The following is a 17,809-nucleotide window of genomic DNA, read 5'->3' on the forward strand; positions in this document are numbered from 1 at the left end:
GCCAGGCCGCGCGCCGCCTCTCGCAACGGCCGCCCGGGAAATTGACAATCCTGAACACCGTTCAATAATTGAACAATGTTCAAGAACCCTGCCGAGCTGGCCGAGCGCGTCCTCGCCGGCGACCCCGTGACCCCGGACGAAGCCCTCGAGCTGCTGCACACCGACGACCCCGGCATGCTGGACCTCGTGGCCGCCGCCGCCCGGCTGCGCCGCGAGCACTTCGGGATGACCGTGAAGGTGAACTACCTGGTCAACCTGAAGTCTGGGCTGTGCGCCGAGGACTGCGGCTACTGCTCCCAGCGCCTGAACGCCGGGACGGACATCCTCAAGTACTCGTGGCTGAGCCCCGAGAAGGCCGTGGAGCAGGCCGAGTACGGCATCCGCGGTGGCGCGAGCCGCGTGTGCCTCGTGGCGAGCGGCCGCGGCCCGTCCAACCGAGAGGTGGGCAACGTGACCCGCACCGTGGAGGCGCTCAAGGAGCAGCACCCGGACGTGGAGGTCTGCGCGTGCCTGGGCCTGCTCAAGGACGGCCAGGCGGAGACGCTGAGCGGCGCGGGCGTGGACGCCTACAATCACAACCTCAACACCGCCGAGTCCCACTACGAGTCCATCTGCTCCACCCATACCTACCAGGACCGCGTGGACACCGTGGAGCGCGCGAAGGACGCCGGGCTCTCGCCGTGCTCCGGGCTGATCGTGGGCATGCGGGAGACAGACGAGCAGCTCGTTGAGGCGCTCTTCGCGCTGCGGGAGCTGGGCTCGGACTCCGTGCCGGTGAACTTCCTCATGCCCTTCGACGGCACGCCCCTGGCAGGCACGTGGCAGCTGAGCCCGCAGAAGTGCCTGAAGATCCTCTCCGTGGTGCGCTTCGTGTGCCCGGATAAGGAGATCCGCATGGCCGGCGGCCGCGAGATGCACCTGCGCTCCCTGCAGCCCCTCGCCCTGCACGTGGTCAACTCCCTCTTCCTGGGCGACTACCTCACCTCCGAGGGGCAGGCGGCAAAGGCGGACCTGGACATGGTTGCCGACGCCGGATTCACCGTCCTCGGCGCGGGTCCGTTGAGGGAGCACGACGACACGGTGCCCGCCGACACCTCGAACGGTGCGGCACCCGAGCAGGCCGCGGCGGGCCAGGCAGGTTCGACGGGCCCCGCGACCACGCCCTGCGGGTCCACGTGCGGAACCGGTGGACCTGCCGGTTCCGATGCCGCCTCGGGCGGCCGTCCGGACCCCTCCGACCCGGTCTCTTCCGGTCAGGGCGACGACGCCGCGGTGCCCTCCGCCGCCCCGGGCCCGGTTCCGACCCCGCCAGCTGCCCCCGCCCCCGTGTCTGCGGCGCTCGCCGCCCTGCTGAGCTCGGGCGAGGGACCCGAGCGCGACGAGGACGACACCCGGGTGAGGATCGAGCTGAGCCCGACCGTGCGGCGTCGCGGTGCGGGGACCTCGGTGGCGCCGAATGCCTGACCCGGCACCGCAGATCACGCACGACACCGCGCCCGCCGAGAGCAGCGGGGAAGCTTCTTGCCCCACCGCGGGTGCCGTGGCAGATACGGCAGAACAGGGTGACGACGCCGCGCAGCCCACCCGCCTCGCCGCCCGTGACCGCGGGCTGCTGTGGCACCCCTACGCACCGCTGGACGGGCCCGCACCCCACGCGGTGCTGGCCGCGGAGGGCGTGACCCTGACCCTGGAGACCCCTGAGGGGGACCGGATCCGGGCGATCGACGGCATGGCCTCGTGGTGGTGCGCGGTGCACGGCTACCGCAACCCGGAGCTGGACCGCGCCGCCGTGGACCAGATCACCGAGTTCTCTCACGTGATGTTCGGCGGTCTCACGCACCGCCCGGCCGTGGAGCTGGCGGAGCTGCTGGTGGAGGTCACCCCGGCCGAGCTGCAGCACGTGTTCTTCGCGGACTCCGGCTCCGTGAGCGTGGAGGTCGCGCTGAAGCTCGCCGTGCAGTACCAGGCGGCCCTCGGGCGGCCGGAGCGCCGTCGCATCCTGACCGTGCGCGGCGGCTACCACGGGGACACCACTGGCGCCATGAGCGTGTGCGACCCCGAGGGCGGAATGCACGCCGAATTCTCCGGGCTGGTGGCGGAGCAGCTGTTCGTGGCACCGCCTCCCGCGGCGCACCCCCGGCGTAGGTCCGGGTACGAGGATCCCGAGGGGTTGCGGTCCCCGGAGAACCTCGGTGCGGCGGCCTCGGACACCGCTGGTTTCGTGCCTTCCGGGGACACCGAAGGGCCAGGTGGGAGCGGCGCGCAGGGCGCGGGAGCGCCGTCGTCGTCCGGGGCCGTGGACTGGGACGCCGACGACGCCGCCGTTGAGGCGTGGATCGCGGACGTGCGCAACGTCGCCCGCGCCCACCGGGACGAGCTCGCCGGGATCATCGTGGAACCCGTGCTGCAGGGCGCGGGCGGGATGCGCACGTACGACCCGCGGTGCCTGCGGGTGCTGCGAGAGCTGGCGGACGAGCTGGACCTGGTGTTCATCGTGGATGAGATCGCCACGGGCTTCGGCCGCACCGGGAAGTGGTTCGCCAGTGAGTGGGCGGACGTGGTCCCGGACGTGATGTGCGTGGGCAAGGCGCTGACCGGCGGATACATGTCCCTGGCGGCGGTGCTCGTGTCCGAGGCCGTGGGAGCGGTCATCACGGCGTCGGAGCAGCGCGCGCTGATGCACGGGCCCACGTTCATGGCGAACCCGCTCGCGTGCGCCGTGGCCCTGCAGTCCGTGCGGATGCTGCGGGACTCCTGGTGGGCGAACGTCTCCCGGATCGAGGAGACCCTGCGGGAGATACTGCCCGTGGCGGCGGAGCTGCGCGTCGTGAAGGACGTGCGGGTCATCGGCGCCGTGGGGGTCGTGGAGTTCCACGAGGCCCCGGACCCGGAGCTGCTCACCCGCGCGGCTCTGGAACAGGGGGTGTGGTTCCGCCCGTTCGGACGCCTGCTCTACACCATGCCCCCGTACGTCTGCACGGACGAGGAGGTCCGCACCATCGCCTACGCCCTGCTGCGGGCCGCGCAGGAAGTGGAGCTGACGGGCGGGGGATGGGCATGACGGTCGGTCCCCTTGACGACTGGCTCCGCGCTCGCGGCGAGCAGCGCGCGGAGGCGGGACTGCGACGTCGGCTGCGGACGCCGCCCCGGGCGTGCGTGGACCTGGCCTCGAACGACTACCTGGGGCTCTCCCGGGACCCGCGCGTGGTGGCCGCCGCCCAGCACGCGCTGGGGGAGCACGGCACAGGCTCTCGGGCCTCCCGGCTGGTGACCGGAACCCTGGGGGTCCACGAGGTGCTGGAGCGCGAACTGTGCGAGCTCACTGACCAGCCCGTCGCGCTCGCGTTCTCCAGCGGGTACGCCGCGAACACCGGGGTGCTGACGGCGCTGGGGGACGCGGACACGCTGATCGTCTCGGACGCCCACGCGCACGCGTCCCTGGTGGACGGGGCACGGCTGTCCCAGTCGCCGGTGCGGATCGCGCGGCACGCGGACGTCGCGCACGTGGCGCAGCTGCTGGCGGAGCGCGCGGAGGCGCGCGCCGTCGTGGTCGTGGAGTCCGTGTACTCGGTGTGGGGCGACCACGCGCCGCTCGCGGAGCTGGCCGCGCTCTGCCGCGCCGAGAACGCGCTGCTGCTCGTGGACGAGGCGCACGGGATCGGGGTAGCGGGCGGCGGCCGGGGGCTCGTGCACGAGCTTGGTCTTGCGGGATCGCCGCACGTGGCCGTGACCATGACGCTGTCCAAGGCGCTCGGCGCGCAGGGCGGCGCGGTGCTCGGGTCCGAGGCGCTGCGCGAGCACCTGGTGAACACGGCGCGCCCGTTCATCTTCGACACCGCCCTCGCGCCCGCCTCTGCCGCTGCGGCCACGGAGGCCGCGCGGATCGTGCGGGCGCACCCCGAACTGGTGGAGACCCTGCACGAGCGGGCGCGGTTCGTGGCCTCCGCGCTGGGCACCCCGCCGGCCCGCGCGGCGGTGCAGTCCCTCCCGGTGGCCTCCGCGGAGTCGGCCGTGCGGGCAGCGGAGGTGATCCGTTCCCGGGGCGTGGTGGTGGGGTGCTTCCGCCCGCCCTCGGTCCCGGACGGCATCAGTCGCCTGCGCATCACGGCTCCCGCGGACATGGAACTACACGTTCTGGCCCGGGCGTTGGACACCGTCCGGGACGTGGTAGGGGACGAACCGCAGGGCGTGTGAGGGGCCGCTCACCCTGCGGAGGAACTGCCCGCCGCCGCGTCAGCCACGTCCAGCGCACGTGGCCGCACTGCTTTCACTCTGACAGGAGAGACCATGACCACCAATCCCCTGGGCGACCTCGTCGCCTCCCTGGGCCACGCCGTCGTCGTGACGGGAACCGACACGGACGTGGGCAAGACGTACGCCACGGCGGCGCTCACGGTCTCCGGGTGGAACGTGGGCCGGCGGCGGATCGCGGTCTACAAGCCGCAGCAGACCGGGATACGGGGCGGGGAACCGGGGGACGTTGACGACGTCGCCCGGCTGGCTCGCGCCGCCGGCGTGCCTTCCGAGGCACTCACCACCGCCGAGGGCCAGCGTCTCACCGAGCCGATGGCCCCGCCTCCCGCGGCGGCGATCGACGGGGTGGAGCTGCTCCCGCTCTCGGAGCACGTGATGAAAATTGTGGAATTACAAGAATCCCACGACCTCGTGATCGTGGAGGGCAGCGGGGGTGTGCTCGTGGAGCTGGACGGGGACCGGCGCACGATTGCGGACCTGGCAGTGGCGTTGCAGGAGGCTTGTGGGGAGCCAGGCGGGGCGGCCCAAACGGGCCGAGCGGCGGCCGAAACCAGCGGCCAGTTGAGTTCTCCCGAGACGTCCGAGCCCGTGAACGCGGTGGAACGTGACGGGGGGACGGTGAGCACTGTGCTGGTGGCGCGCCCGGACCTCGGGACGCTGAACCACACGCTGCTGAGTCTGGAGGCGCTGCTGCACCGCGGCGTCGAGGTGGCCGGGGTGGTGCTGGGCAGCTGGCCCGCCGACCCCGACCGCCTCGCGACCTCCAACAGGGAGTACCTCGCGGACCTGCCACCCGTCGCGGGCCGACGCGTTCCCCTCCTGGGCGCGGTTCCGCGTGGTTGGGGCGGGGCCGCATAGGAGCGGACGGGCGAAAAGAGGGGGACCGCCGTCGTCGTCCTAGCCACTCCGCCCACCCGAGCAGGCACCGGCTGCAAAAACTGAGCAAGTGCAGATCCGGGGCCCCAAAACTGCACTAACGGAGCAAACGCAGGCCCGGCGGCGCAGGTGTGCACTAGGGCGTGTCTCCTTTATTGACCATTCCAGCACTGACACGGTGGTGTTGTGACTACGAAGCAACGACACCGAGTATTCACTGATGAGCAGTGGGAGAAGATTGAACCTCTCCTACCTTCGAATGCCGGCAAAAGAGCCCGACCGTTTGAAAACAACCGTCGAATCGTCGAGGGAATCGTCTACCGCTACCGTGTCGGCATCGCCTGGCGCGATCTGCCCCGTGAGCACTTCGGGCCTTGGCAGACGGTATGGAAACGTCACCGCCGCTACGCCGCCGATGGCACCTGGGACCGGGTGCTGGCCCACGTACTTTCTGATGCTGATGCTGCCGGTGATATCGACTGGAACGTCTCCGTGGATGGCACCATCAATCGTGGCCACCAGCATGCAACGAACACGACGCGCCCTGACCAAGACACAGGGGCTACGTCGAATTACAAGAATCTGCCCGATCAGGAGTGTGAGCCGACCGGGCATGGCATCGGTCGCTCGCGCGGTGGGCTGACGACGAAGATCCATCATGCCGTCGACGGCAATGGCCGCCCCCTGGCAGTGGTGGTCACCGGTGGACAGCGCCACGACGGGGTGATCCTGCCGCAGGTCCTTGCCGATATTCGAGTGCCGCGGGCTGGTGGCGGTCGCTCTCGCACTCGTCCGGATACCGTTCTCGCTGATCGTGCTTATGGGTCCAGGGCGAATCGCGAGTACCTGCGATCGCGAGGCATTCGGGCAGTGATCCCGGAGAAGAAGGACCAGGTCAGGAGCCGAAAGAGACGCGGGAGTAAGGGTGGACGGCCGCCGACGTTCGATGCTGGTGCCTATCGGAACCGCAACGTCGTGGAACGCTCGTTTGCCTACGTCAAACAGTGGCGAGGATTAGCAACGCGCTACGACAAGCTCGCGATCACCTATCGGGCGGCGGTCGTGATCAGCGCGATCCTGACATGGCTACGCCGATAAAGGAGACATGCCCTAGGCATTGCGAGACCTTGCAGGGCTCATCCCCGCCTGCGCGGGGAGCACAACGGCCCCAGCGTGTTCGTGTACAGAGACCGGGGCTCATCCCCGCCTGCGCGGGGAGCACATGATTACGCTCGGCGCCGACATGAGCTCGATGGGCTCATCCCCGCCTGCGCGGGGAGCACCCGTCGCCGTAGCGGAGCAGCCCGCCTGCGAGGGGCTCATCCCCGCCTGCGCGGGGAGCACACGCTGCCTTCGCTCTGCAGGACGTGCCACGCCGGCTCATCCCCGCCTGCGCGGGGAGCACCTGGGTGTCGTCGGCTTCGGGTCGGTAGGTGCAGGCTCATCCCCGCCTGCGCGGGGAGCACTTCCTGACTAGGAGTGATGATGGGCACGACCGCGGAATCAATTCGACTCGGCAGATTTGCTTCCGCGTCTTCTGCGCTGGAACTGACGTCCGCGCAGCGCGCCCCCGGCCTGACTCCACCCCTTTCGCATGGCTCCGCCCACCGATGCGCCTGGTGCAGCAGGGCGCCGCATGAGGGTGAGTCCATCCAGGTCCACCGGGGTCCAATGATGCCGATGCACCTCGAACCGCAGCTTCTGCTCGCCCGGCGCGGACCAGATGAGAATCGCACGACCACTGCCCGAGGTGTCTTTGGTCCGCTCCCAAAGCTCCTCGCGGACTCGAGCGGAAACCGTTCCGATGAACACGCCCGCGGATACTTCGTAGAGCCACTTCGTGAGATCACCGCGCAACCCCACCGGACACGCGGAGAGGACCAGGACCATCACGGATCGCTCCCGTCGTAATTGCGCCCGGCGGTAGCGCGCTGCTCTCCGCGCCCTGACCAGATGGACAAGGAGTGGTCGTAGGCGATCTGAGGCTCCGCCTCAATCTCCTGGGCCGTCAGGAACAGCTCACGCAGGACAGCAACGCAACGGTCCATGACACGGGACCGAATCAGATGATCTCGTAGGTGCCGACGGACGTCGTTCTCCGGATCATCGGATCCGCTCGCCACCACATCGAAAGCGGCAGGAATGGTAGTCGTGGCTTTGAACAGGTCGGCGATGTCATATACCAGGCTCTGATCGTGCCCGACATGGACGAATCCCAGCCCAGGAGCCATGCCGAGTGTGTGGATGACTGCCACCGCTACGCCGTAGAGACAGCTGTTGGCGCTCGACAGCGCTCTGTTCAGCGCGTCTGACCCTGCGAAGTCCTCGGGGTCGTAGTCCCGCCGCGCCCAGGCGACACCCGTTCGATCGGAATGCTGTCGATACAGCGCCCTCATCCTCGCGCCTTCACGACCCCGCAGCTGCTGCATGGTGAGCCCGGAGACATCCTCGTCGGGAAACCTGAACTCATACATGAGCCGGGCGACTTCCAACCTTCGGCGCTGGCTGGCGAACGCACGAGCCTGCGCCTCGAGCATCCTGGACGACCCCGCCAGCGGTCGCCCGGCCGCATAGCAGCGAACTCCTCCCTCTCCGACCCATACCACCGTCGCCCCGGACGAGCCCAGCAGTGCCATCGCCGACTGCGTCACCCGTGTGCCGGGGCCGAGCAGCAGCGCACCGATCACGGCGGCGGGAATATGCACGACTCCTTGCTCATCGGTGGCGGTCACGGCATTCGCATCGCGGTGTACCGTGCATCGCTCCAGATATACAAAGCTGAGTCGGTCTGAGGCGGTGACCAGCTCACGACTCTCCGGCGGTGGCGCACCCGTCACGGGCCGACCTGACCTCGAGCCAGTGTCATCAGTCCGCATCCGTAGGCCTTGCCGCGCCCCATTCCATTGACGAGAGCAGCTCTCAGCACGCCCGGATCCGTCACCTGGAGGCCTCCGGTCATCGCCACCTGACGCTGGGTGACAACATGCCCCGGGCCTCCGGCATCCTTGCGGAAGGACCGGTCTTCCCGCCCGATCACATGTGCGGCAGGGAAGTCTGGAGCCCTTTCGGTGACGATCTCGTCCGGGAGCTGCTGGCGCCGCAGAGCGAAGCCCCAGCCGCCGGCTCGCCGATCCAGCCACTCGATGCATGCCTGTTCACCGACCAGCGGTAGGACCTTGCCACGAGAGCCATGGACGAACTTCCGCTTGACCGGGTTTGCGGTCAAACGGAACCCGAAGCGCTGACCCTTCTGCAGCCCTTGCAGGAAACGCCCATAGTCCGTGGTCTCGCCGGGGGCCTGCTCCCACCCCGCCTGTTCCACGAGATGCCTGAATTCAGGACGATCGGGAGAAACGACGTACAGACGGACGTCGTGGGCCTCACGGTCCACGCGCCAGAGGAGTCGTCCCTCACCGGGTTCCTGTCGTGGCGGCGGAAAGCAGGACTCGACGGCGGCGTGCATAGCCCGTGGATTCGCCAGCAGCTTCTTGGCCTCGCGTCGCTGCGGATTGATCTGGAATCGACTGAAGAACATCATCCGGCTTTCGCTGTCTGGAAGAACGGGTCCGTCTCCGCCTGGCCGTCAGGATTCTCCACGAGGACCGGGGCCGGACGGTAGACACCGCGAGTGGCATATGTGCGGCGCCGGGAGTCGAAGCTAACCGGGACGTCCTGCACGGTGTCACCCACCTCCCCCGGGCGAGCATCGCGGGCCAGGGGGAGGATCACCTGCTGGGGCGCCTCCTTGCGATACCAAGTCGAGGCCAGCCAGGGAGACGCCTCCAGGTCCCGTAGGGCAGCCTCGACATCGTCACCGTCGACGACGCCGCAGAGCAGATCGACCGGTGCAGGGCACGCACGCCTGCCCAGGAACAGCGGGAAGCGCGGCGAATCGACAGCAGCGGCCAAGGCCTCGATGAGCTCCGCCGAGCCAGCCACTGCGGCCATGTATGCGGCATCGACCCGATAGTGCCGAGTGGACAACGAGCTGTTGGCAGCACCTGGGACGCGAGCTGTGTGGTAATCGCTCATCAGCTTGCCCGGCTGATCCACACGAACACCGAACTCTAGGTCGGCAAGATCCTGCAGGTCCGCGTCGCGAGGCCGACCCTCGGCAGCTGCCAGCAGTCCGACAACACCGGACTTGCTGGGCTCCTGCCCGGCCTCACGGGTTCGATAGCGCGAGGAGACCCCCCAGGACTGCTGCGGCCCCTTCAGCCGTAGGAGAAGCACGCTCATGCCGTTCCCTCTCCGACGGCCTCCACCGACTCCACGACCTCGCCCAGCTGTTCGAGGAGTCGGGCCAGTGCAACGGGCTCCCCCAGCGGTTCAGCAGCCTCACGTAGGCTCGGAACGGCGATGAACGACTTCACCTGCGGAATGAGCCCATAGGTCGACTCCACGCTCTGCGCTTCCTCAGCCAACCGTCGAACCGCCAGAACACGACGGTCCTGCGCCTCGGCCGCAGCAACGGGGGTCTCGAAGGCGTTGACGTAGCTCACCGGACGACGGTCCCGAACCGCTATCGCCACCACCTCCGGCAGCGTATGCGAAGCGAAGGTGTTCTGCTTGCCGCTGGGCAGCGTCTCGACGAACGTGGTGGCGAAAGCTCTGAGGGCGCGCACAGCAGCATCTTTGGAGCCGAGGTTGCTGATCAGCAGATCGACATTCACGGTCGCGTAGCGGTAGATGGTCGAGGACATCATCTCGATCGTGCCCATCATTCCGGCACCGGTCTCCTCGTCCTGTCGCTGAAGATCGTCGACAGCCGTGTAGAAGTCGAAATCCGGCTCGGCGCCGTGGACGCCCAGACCGTGCGCCATCTGCACCGCCGCGTCCACATTCAGCGATGCATCGTCGGCGACCATGCGGCCGAACAGCGCCACGTCCACGGAATGCTCGGAATCGAGGATCTGCTGAGCCTCCTTCTTCGTGGAGAAACCCTCGTCGCCGTACTCGATGAGCTTCTGGGCAAGGCGCTCGATCTGGTGGTTCCCGAGGAACATGAGGTAGCCAGCCGCAGGCTTCTTGGCACCCTCATCAGCCTTGGGCTTCTTGGGAGCGGCGATCTTGATGCCGGCCTTCGAGAAAGCGGCCTCGGCCCAGGCGAGCGCCTTCTCCTCATCGATCGACGGGTCCAGCTCCACCACCTTGCGAGCGGCGAGCTCCACCACCCGCTTGGTGCGAACCCCCAGATCCGAAGCGTCCATGTGCTCGCCGAAGGCCTTGCGCTGAGCCGCCTTGAGCGCCTGGGAAGAGATCCGCTGACGGCGCACGCCCCCGAATACGGCGCTCTTGGGGGAGCCGTCTTCCCCACGATTCACGTTGCTAGGGGCCAGGGTGTGCAAGGCGTGGAAATCGATGAAGGTCGTCATGTCAGGTCCTTTCAGGGAGGATCAGGCGGGCTGGTCTGAAGCAGCTTCTGTGAATGCAGCGTCGGTGCTCTTGGCGGTCGAGGAGAACGCCCGATAGAAGTCCCGCCCCCATCGACGACTGATGCTGTCGCGGTGGCGGTCTACCTGGAGGAGATAGAGGTCCCAAGCGAGCTGTCCGTGGTCGAGCGGAATCCCATCGGCGGACAGCAGCCCCATCAGAGACCTGAGGTGATAGGCCCTGCTTCTAGGGCTCTGGGCTCCGAGCAGTGCGTCATATCTCTTCTTGGTGGACGGTGCCCGTCCGCGCATCAGCCGCCCCATGGCGTACCCGAAGCTCCTCCCATCGCTGTAGTGCATCTGCGAGGTGTTGCCTCGCTGGTGGACGCCGTACAGCGTCAGCGACTGATGCACCGCGGATTCCGCAGGACTAGGCTCATCCCCGCGTCCGATGAGATTCTGTGGAGTGACTTCGAGCGCTATCTCCCACATCTGCGGCGTGTGCCCCGGGGCTTCGTCGACACATTGCCGCAGAAGAGCCAAGATGGCGCGTGCCTGCGGGTCTCCGGCGAGGAACCTCGCCTGGAGCTGAGAGACATATGCCCCGGTCCCCGCATTCAACTCAGGGGTGGAATCTGTCGTCGTCATCGAGAGCCTTCCGTCGAGATGGCCCCAGCCGGCGGGGGCGCATCGCTGGTCGTTGTCGTCTCCGGGAGCGCGAGGGTCTTCGCCAGTTTCTGTCGCGCCCAGGACTCGTACCGCGCCGAAGAGTGAAGGATCCCCCGGCCGGACTCCGATTCCTCCATCCGCCCGACGGCAGCCGCCGGCCCAGCCGCCTCCACCGCATCGGCGATGTGCTGCAGGCTCACCTGCCGGAGGATCTGCCGCCACGCCATGTCAGCGGCTGCCGGGTCGAAGTCCTCCCCCAGGCCCGCGAGCCAGAGGCGGAAGGCGATCTCCAGATCAGCCATCCAGACAGCGACGGCATCGGTGGACGCTTCATCTGCGGAGGCTCCGGAGCATAGGGCGAGCTGCTGCACGAACCAGCGGAAAGAGCCACGGAAGGACATGACGAGCTCGACAGCACGGACAGCCTCCGAACGCAGCTCTTGCCCAGACCCGGACAGCAGCTGGGTGCTGACAGGTATCGATTCGTCGATCTCCTGGAGCACCACTGCATCTTGCGTTCCATATTCGACGCCGACCAGCCGAAGGCTCAGCTGATGACCCTCGAAGCGCTCAGAGATAGCCTCGTCCAGGACGTCGACCTGCTGCGTCAGATTGCGCGGTCGACGTCCGGCCTTCACCTCACCTGCAGTCTCCGCAAACATACTCTGGACTCCGCGCCAGACGGTCAGGTCCGGGTCATGAGTGCGAGGAAAGTAGACGGCGATGCCGTTCTTCGACTGGGCCTTCGAATAGCGGTACCCCGTCATGGGATCGGCAAAGCTGTTGGCGCGCCGGATCTTGTCGCCGTTCGCGATCAGCACCTGGCAGACCCTGCCGTCTTGGTCGCGCCAGAGACGGACGCGCCGCTGCTGCCAGGTGAGGACGTCCACCACTCCACGCGGAACGCTCTCTTCCAGGTCACGGGGCGCGGCGGCATCCGGGGACCTTTCCCACGGCGCCAGATCCTCGGCGCCGGACCCGCGATGTTCGAGCAGCTCTTCAGCAGGGAAATTCAGAAACAGCGTGTCCTCGAGTGTGGGCCCGACGACCTGAACGACACCGATGGCTCCCGCCCAACCCGTCCCGATCGGATACCCCTTCCCGCCCGTGACCCGCGGATCCCCGACTGTCCCGGATTTGATACCGGAGACGTCATAGGCCTGGCGGTGGACGAGCCACCGGGCAGCCTCGGCCGGAGACAGGGACCGCGAATCGACACTCGTCCGAGTCGAGAAGAGGCCGGGCCCCACATCCGGGATCAGCGCAGAGGCATCTGGATACTCGCCCTTGGATTTCTGCAGGTCAGCCACCTGGAAGAACGGTGCGGTGGGGTGGAAGAGGTCGAATCGCTCTCGATGCTCCTCGAGGTACTCCTCGACGCGCACTGCGTAGGCCTGGTCCTCCTGAAGCGCTTCCCATGTCTCTGCGGGACGGGTCTGACGCGTGATCGGCAGCCTGCGTCCGGCCGCTAAGAGGATCGCCTCAAGCAGGCGGAAGACAGCCATATCCTGAGTTGCAGACTCCCCGGAGAGCCCTGCGATTTCCGGAGCACGCCGGAAGACCTCCAGGAGGCCGAGCTCCTTCACCGAGCCCTCGAGGGTGCGCACTCGCACCCATGGCTCGTCCAGCAGATTGAATCCGGCTTTGTCCATCCCGGTCTCCATCTCGTTCCTTATCTGACCACCGGCCGCATCCTGACCTGCATCTGAGATCAGAGTGACCCCTGCTAAGAGGTCAGATCAAGAGATTCGAAACTATTAAGCTACTGCCATCATCCGCCTTGGCCCGGACAGGCGACAGACCGAGCGACCTGTCATACTGGAACCGTCGCCTCACGAGCACTCCCTGCAGATCGTCATCCACCTCCAGCACGAGTTGCCCCTTGAGCAGGTAGTGCTGCTGCCACCCAGGAATGCCGCGCCTCTCCAGCTCGTCGAGTGCGGCAGAGAAGGATGCCTCGTCTGGACGTACAAGCCAGGTGGGCAACCGCACCGCACTTCCTGCGACCGCTCTCGCCGCGAGCTCTGGAGGTGGCTGCAGCTCGTCCAGGGAGTAGTCCGCGCCCGATTCCTCACCGATCACCACCCAAGGCAGCGGACGCAGGATGCCACCGAACGTACGCTGGACCAGCAGTACCTCCAACGTGGGCTCTATATCCCGAACATGAGCCTGCGCCGCCGAGTCGATGCGGTCCGCGTCCTGGTCGAGCATGTTCTTCAGCGCCAGATTGAGTTTGCCGTCGCTGCGAAACGGCGTGCTCAGCTGGAACGCACAAGCGCGTCGCTGGGCGGAATCCGACCGGGCCTGTTCCTCAGCCCGGGCCTGGGAATACGACCCCGCCCATGCAGCCGGAACCGTGAGATCTGAGCTGTAGACGGCCTCCACCGCAGGAGGAACGTCGTGACGGAGACACCACGGCTCACCTCGCCATGCACCGGCCAGCACATGCATCGTCGCCAAAAGCACCCGATCGCCGTAGATCGCCGTCGAGCCTTTGTCGAACACAGGGACATCGCCTGTGGCGTCCACGCCTCGGATGAGCATCATGGGGGCGCTCAACCAGCTGGGTCGGTCCTCGTCGGGCCTCTGGTGACGATGCAATCGCCCAGCCCGCTGCGCCAGCGAATCCACAGGCGCGAGGTCAGTGATCAGCAGGTCGAAATCGATGTCCAGAGACTGCTCCAGAACTTGGGTCCCCACCACGATCCGCAGCTGCGGGCGACCATCCCCTCTATGGGAATCCGGCCCGAGGCACCTCACCAGCCCTTGCTCTCGATCGGCTCGATCTGCGGCGGTGAACTGCGAATGGAGAAGTTCCAGGGAGTCCTCAGGGAAGCGACGACACAGCTGTCCGTAGACTTCCTGGGCGCGTCGCACCGTATTGCAGACGATCCCGACAACGCCCCCCTCCCTCTCCAAAGGTTCCAGCTCGAGGCAGAGCACACTGAGTTCGTCGCCGATGAGTCGCATTCCCGCCTTGCGGTGCCCTTCCGGGGCCGTGATCCCCTCTGAAAGAGAACCGTCTCGAGTCACGACCGTCACGCGAGGGAATTCCACCTCCGGTTCGGTCGGCTCCGCCGTCTCGTCCCACGGAAAACCATCCCCCAGCACCTGGCCCCAGTGCCCCTCCAGTCCCTGTGCATAGGCACTCTCCAGGCCTCTCCGCTGAGCGGCCGAGAGAGTGGCAGATAAGAGGATGACCGGGGCGCCGTGGGCCCCCAACCACATGAGGGCGCGGTGCATGTAGCTCGTGGAATAGACGTCATAGGCGTGGACCTCGTCGATGACGACAACCTTCCCTGCCAAGCCCAGGTGCCGAAGAGTGACGTACTTGGTCGCCAGAGCGCACATGAGGATCTGATCAACGGTGCACACGACGAACTCCGAGAGCAGTCCACGTCGACGACCACTCAGCCACTGATGGGCGACCACGTCCAGATGCTGCTCTGGGGTGTCGGAAGCGATTGATCGGGTCCTGCCCACCAGGTCCGCGTAGTCCTGATTCAGCGCAGCTCGGGAATGGCCCAGGAACAGGGAGTGCAGCTGGTCTTCGTCAGCGCTCGTCGAGCGGACCCAGGTCTGGACTCGAGCGAACATGGCGTCCGCAGTGGCCATCGTGGGCAGGGCAAAGGCAACTCCCCCTGAGCCAAAATTGGCCGCCTGGATCTCAGCAGCCAGCAGTGCTGCTTCGGTCTTTCCGGAGCCTGTTTCCGCCTCGACGATCATCAACGCAGGCTGCGCCCCGATAGCTCCTGCGATGCGGACGACGTCGAGCTGCGCTTGCCTGAGTTCCGCCTCATCCCGCCATCCGAAGCGCTCGCGGAAGGGGACCTCCCCGTCAACGTGCGGAGCCCATGCGGTGGTGAGGTTCAGGGCGTTGAGCGCGCCCTCGGCACGCGATGCCTTACCCGGCACTCGACCTGACACCGTCAGAGGGAAGAGCTGCTGATTGGAGGCGATCCAATCCGCCATGGTCACCAGACCAGACAGCATCAGCTGGTCCGCAACAGACAGGCCACCGCGCTCCAGCACTCGCGCCAGGACTTCGGCTGAGCCGGTGCGATCGACGATGTCGTCAATCATGGTGATCCAGAGATTTTCCCATGCAGTGCCGTGCTTAATAAGCCACTCATCGATCCGGTGCCTAGCGGAGTCAGTACGCTGCCCTGCCCCGAGGCCGCTCGGCTTGCCGTGATGACAGCCGGCGATGGACGTCACCGAGCTGATCGCTCGTGGTTTCACCTTCGGATGGAACCGTTGCAGGCACCTGAAGAGAATCGCATCCGAATGGACGGCATGGCCTCGTTCGATGCGATCATCCAATGCCAGATCCGGCATGGCCCGCATCCCCTGGACGTGTCGCCATCGCTCATCAAGTGGAGAATCACGGACCTGGGCCTGGAATCTCAGCTGCGCCTTGCCCAGATCATGCGTTCCCGCAAGGAATCCGACGAGCTCCTGGACCTCGCCATCGGCAATCCGGTTCAACCTCTGGAAGAGGGCGTTCGACAACCAGCGGTCAGCCAGCTCCATGCCGACGTCCGCCGAATCCCGCAGATGCTGATGCAGCGCCAGCCACGTTCCCTCAGCGTCTGCCCCTGGAGCCAGTCCTGGCGTCTTGCCCCAGAGCCGCCACACATCCTCCGGCAGGTCCATGGATGCCCTCATCGTCGAGTCGGCAGCGCCTTCGTTAGGAGTCGCCTCTGACAATGATCATGCATTATTCGTAGACGAAATCGGCACGCCTCGCCGCGGCGAGATGCGTCAGGTCCCGTCCGACCGGCAGCGGAGTTCAGTGTCGCGTTCCATCCCCGCATGCGCGGGGAGCCAGATCAAGGCGCCAAAGGCCTCGTAGCCTAATACGGCTCACCCCCGCGCGCGCAGGGAAAATTTGCCACTAGAACGGTAGCGCTCATTACGGGTCGGACTCATCCCCATATCAGCGGCAGACGCCAGGTTCAGGCACGGCGTCGCAAGGGCACCCACCCCCTCCCCAGATGCGCGGGGAGCACCCCAGCCGGGTTTCCGCGCCCGCATACAGCACCGGCTCATCCCCGCATGCGCGGGGAGCACTCTCCCAGCTGGTGTAGCTGCAAGCCATCACGGGGCTCATCCCCGCATGCGCGGGGAGCACGAGTACGCGGCGGCGACCCGCACCCCCGAGTCCGGGCTCATCCCCGCATGCGCGGGGAGCACTCGGACAGCGCCTGCCGGGACACCGGCAGCCAGGGCTCATCCCCGCTTGCGCGGGGAGCACCACTGCTCATTGGAGCACCTGGTCCGGCTGCGGCTCATCCCCGCATGCGCAGGGAGCACCCCACGCGATCCGGCACGGCCCATAGCGGCCCCGACTCATCCCCGCATTCGCGGGGAGCACATGGCCGAGGCTGCCTCCGGCGGCGCGCGTGCCGGCTCATCCCCGCATGCGCGGGGAGCACACGCCCGACTCCTCCTGAACCTTGTCAGCAAGGGGCTCATCCCCGCATGCGCGGGGAGCACCGCGGATTTGCGAAAGGAATGTACCGGCCTGGCGGCTCATCCCCGCATGCGCGGGGAGCACCCTATAGGGGAGCCTCGCAGTCCAGGCGGGCGAGGCTCATCCCCGCATGCGCGGGGAGCACAACGCCGCCGCACGCGCCGCCGATCCCCGGCCCGGCTCATCCCCGCATGCGCGGGGAGCACGTCCACGTCGCATAGCGCGAGTTCTGGGTCTTGGGCTCATCCCCGCATGCGCGGGGAGCACGCGTCCGCCGCGGTGTGTCCGTTCGCGGCGTAGGGCTCATCCCCGCATGCGCGGGGAGCACTAGGACAGCGTCTGGTTCGGGGTGTCACCCACGGGCTCATCCCCGCATGCGCGGGGAGCACAGAACTCGCGCTATGCGACGTGGACTGAGACCAGGCTCATCCCCGCATGCGCGGGGAGCACACCCCGATCTTCGAGCTGCCGGCCACCCGCCGGGGCTCATCCCCGCATGCGCGGGGAGCACGCCCGACCCCACCAGCGCAATCCCCGAGCCCTGGGCTCATCCCCGCATGCGCGGGGAGCACATCATCTGAAACCCCCACCGCGCTCGCGGCACCGGCTCATCCCCGCATGCGCGGGGAGCACAACGTGGAACAGGAGTGGCTTGCATTCACCCGGGGCTCATCCCCGCATGCGCGGGGAGCACCCTGACCTGGTGACGTTTGACGAGTTCTGGAAGGGCTCATCCCCGCATGCGCGGGGAGCACTCCGTGGTCTTGGGCAGGTCCAGCGCGTCCTCCGGCTCATCCCCGCATGCGCGGGGAGCACTGCCAGTGGGTCACTGCGATGGAGCGCGGCCCGGGCTCATCCCCGCATGCGCGGGGAGCACGTGCTGCTGGCCATCGCTGACAGCGCCACTGACGGCTCATCCCCGCATGCGCGGGGAGCACAAGAGTGGTCGGCGATGATCGGGCAGATCGGGCGGCTCATCCCCGCATGCGCGGGGAGCACACGGTGGCCTTCGTGGGCGCGTTGACCTGCCCGGGCTCATCCCCGCATGCGCGGGGAGCACTCTCCGATGCCGCGCCAGATGGACACGGCGATGGGCTCATCCCCGCATGCGCGGGGAGCACATCCAGCCTTCCGATCGGCAGGATCGGATCGAGGGCTCATC

The 17,809-nt window shown here is 67.4% G+C and carries 13 protein-coding genes and 2 CRISPR repeat arrays (1 of these 15 only partly in view); of the genes, 5 read left to right on the forward strand and 8 right to left on the reverse strand.

Features of this window, described 5'->3' with window-relative positions; translation table 11 throughout:
• Positions 1-75 precede the first annotated feature (75 nt).
• The 5 genes from bioB (at position 76) to JOE55_RS06025 (ending at position 6,228) form a co-directional block, all read left to right on the forward strand.
• Entirely contained in the window at positions 76-1,464 is a 1,389-nt protein-coding gene (gene bioB, locus JOE55_RS06005; RefSeq protein ID WP_024289463.1) for a biotin synthase BioB, read from the forward strand.
• Between the two features lie 76 nt (positions 1,465-1,540).
• Positions 1,541-3,061 carry an aspartate aminotransferase family protein gene (locus JOE55_RS06010; RefSeq protein ID WP_024289462.1) on the forward strand — a complete coding sequence of 507 codons (1,521 nt, stop codon included), beginning with the start codon at positions 1,541-1,543 and terminating at the stop codon, positions 3,059-3,061.
• A complete protein-coding gene (locus tag JOE55_RS06015; RefSeq protein WP_024289461.1) occupies positions 3,058-4,194 on the forward strand; it encodes an aminotransferase class I/II-fold pyridoxal phosphate-dependent enzyme in 1,137 nt (378 codons plus the stop codon). The genes JOE55_RS06010 and JOE55_RS06015 overlap by 4 nt, the downstream gene beginning before the upstream one ends.
• A 93-nt stretch (positions 4,195-4,287) precedes the next feature.
• A complete protein-coding gene (gene bioD, locus JOE55_RS06020) occupies positions 4,288-5,112 on the forward strand; it encodes an ATP-dependent dethiobiotin synthetase BioD (protein WP_137803218.1) in 825 nt (274 codons plus the stop codon).
• Between the two features lie 204 nt (positions 5,113-5,316).
• Complete coding sequence (locus tag JOE55_RS06025; protein ID WP_204782306.1) at positions 5,317-6,228, forward strand: IS5 family transposase; 912 nt, start codon at positions 5,317-5,319, stop codon at positions 6,226-6,228.
• A 35-nt stretch (positions 6,229-6,263) separates the two neighbouring features.
• Positions 6,264-6,596: direct repeats of the CRISPR family, unit length 28 nt; unit sequence GGCTCATCCCCGCCTGCGCGGGGAGCAC.
• A gap of 37 nt (positions 6,597-6,633) precedes the next feature.
• On the opposite strand, the gene cas2e is transcribed toward JOE55_RS06025, so the two are convergent.
• The 8 genes from cas2e to cas3 all read right to left on the reverse strand — a co-directional run bounded on the left by cas2e (position 6,634) and on the right by cas3 (position 15,827).
• Positions 6,634-7,020 (reverse strand): type I-E CRISPR-associated endoribonuclease Cas2e, encoded by a 387-nt coding sequence (gene cas2e, locus JOE55_RS06030; protein ID WP_239547199.1) that lies wholly within the window; start codon positions 7,018-7,020, stop codon positions 6,634-6,636.
• On the reverse strand, positions 7,020-8,006 hold the full coding sequence (cas1e, locus tag JOE55_RS06035; protein WP_239546458.1) for a type I-E CRISPR-associated endonuclease Cas1e: 987 nt from the start codon (positions 8,004-8,006) through the stop codon (positions 7,020-7,022). Before cas1e ends, cas2e begins: the two co-directional genes overlap by 1 nt.
• On the reverse strand, positions 7,964-8,668 hold the full coding sequence (gene cas6e / locus JOE55_RS06040) for a type I-E CRISPR-associated protein Cas6/Cse3/CasE (protein WP_204782310.1): 705 nt from the start codon (positions 8,666-8,668) through the stop codon (positions 7,964-7,966). Before cas6e ends, cas1e begins: the two co-directional genes overlap by 43 nt.
• On the reverse strand, positions 8,665-9,369 hold the full coding sequence (gene cas5e / locus JOE55_RS06045; protein WP_204782311.1) for a type I-E CRISPR-associated protein Cas5/CasD: 705 nt from the start codon (positions 9,367-9,369) through the stop codon (positions 8,665-8,667). The genes cas6e and cas5e overlap by 4 nt, the downstream gene beginning before the upstream one ends.
• Positions 9,366-10,505: a type I-E CRISPR-associated protein Cas7/Cse4/CasC gene (cas7e, locus tag JOE55_RS06050; RefSeq protein ID WP_204782312.1), complete on the reverse strand. Its 1,140-nt coding sequence runs from the start codon at positions 10,503-10,505 to the stop codon at positions 9,366-9,368. The genes cas5e and cas7e overlap by 4 nt, the downstream gene beginning before the upstream one ends.
• 21 nt (positions 10,506-10,526) lie before the next feature.
• A complete protein-coding gene (gene casB / locus JOE55_RS06055) occupies positions 10,527-11,150 on the reverse strand; it encodes a type I-E CRISPR-associated protein Cse2/CasB (RefSeq protein WP_204782313.1) in 624 nt (207 codons plus the stop codon).
• Positions 11,147-12,835, reverse strand: coding sequence for a type I-E CRISPR-associated protein Cse1/CasA (gene casA, locus JOE55_RS06060; RefSeq protein WP_204782314.1), 1,689 nt, complete (start codon positions 12,833-12,835; stop codon positions 11,147-11,149). Before casA ends, casB begins: the two co-directional genes overlap by 4 nt.
• A 70-nt stretch (positions 12,836-12,905) precedes the next feature.
• The gene (gene cas3, locus JOE55_RS06065) at positions 12,906-15,827 is read right to left on the reverse strand and encodes a CRISPR-associated helicase Cas3' (RefSeq protein ID WP_204782315.1); all 2,922 of its coding nucleotides are present in this window, start codon (positions 15,825-15,827) and stop codon (positions 12,906-12,908) included.
• A 389-nt stretch (positions 15,828-16,216) separates the two neighbouring features.
• Positions 16,217-17,809: a CRISPR direct-repeat array (repeat unit 28 nt; unit sequence GGCTCATCCCCGCATGCGCGGGGAGCAC) (it continues 203 nt past the right edge of the window).

Source organism: Kocuria palustris (genome assembly GCF_016907795.1).
Classification (GTDB): domain Bacteria; phylum Actinomycetota; class Actinomycetes; order Actinomycetales; family Micrococcaceae; genus Kocuria; species Kocuria palustris.

What these genes read in the sequence shown, in the direction of transcription:
- bioB (WP_024289463.1), top strand. Translation starts at nt 76, where the DNA reads ATGTTCAAGAACCCTGCCGAGCTGGCCGAGCGCGTCCTCGCCGGCGAC.
- JOE55_RS06015 (WP_024289461.1), top strand. Translation starts at nt 3,058, where the DNA reads ATGACGGTCGGTCCCCTTGACGACTGGCTCCGCGCTCGCGGCGAGCAG.
- bioD (WP_137803218.1), top strand. Translation starts at nt 4,288, where the DNA reads ATGACCACCAATCCCCTGGGCGACCTCGTCGCCTCCCTGGGCCACGCC.
- cas2e (WP_239547199.1), bottom strand. Translation starts at nt 7,020, where the DNA reads ATGGTCCTGGTCCTCTCCGCGTGTCCGGTGGGGTTGCGCGGTGATCTC.
- cas1e (WP_239546458.1), bottom strand. Translation starts at nt 8,006, where the DNA reads ATGCGGACTGATGACACTGGCTCGAGGTCAGGTCGGCCCGTGACGGGT.
- cas6e (WP_204782310.1), bottom strand. Translation starts at nt 8,668, where the DNA reads ATGATGTTCTTCAGTCGATTCCAGATCAATCCGCAGCGACGCGAGGCC.
- cas5e (WP_204782311.1), bottom strand. Translation starts at nt 9,369, where the DNA reads ATGAGCGTGCTTCTCCTACGGCTGAAGGGGCCGCAGCAGTCCTGGGGG.
- cas7e (WP_204782312.1), bottom strand. Translation starts at nt 10,505, where the DNA reads ATGACGACCTTCATCGATTTCCACGCCTTGCACACCCTGGCCCCTAGC.
- casB (WP_204782313.1), bottom strand. Translation starts at nt 11,150, where the DNA reads ATGACGACGACAGATTCCACCCCTGAGTTGAATGCGGGGACCGGGGCA.
- casA (WP_204782314.1), bottom strand. Translation starts at nt 12,835, where the DNA reads ATGGAGACCGGGATGGACAAAGCCGGATTCAATCTGCTGGACGAGCCA.
- cas3 (WP_204782315.1), bottom strand. Translation starts at nt 15,827, where the DNA reads ATGGACCTGCCGGAGGATGTGTGGCGGCTCTGGGGCAAGACGCCAGGA.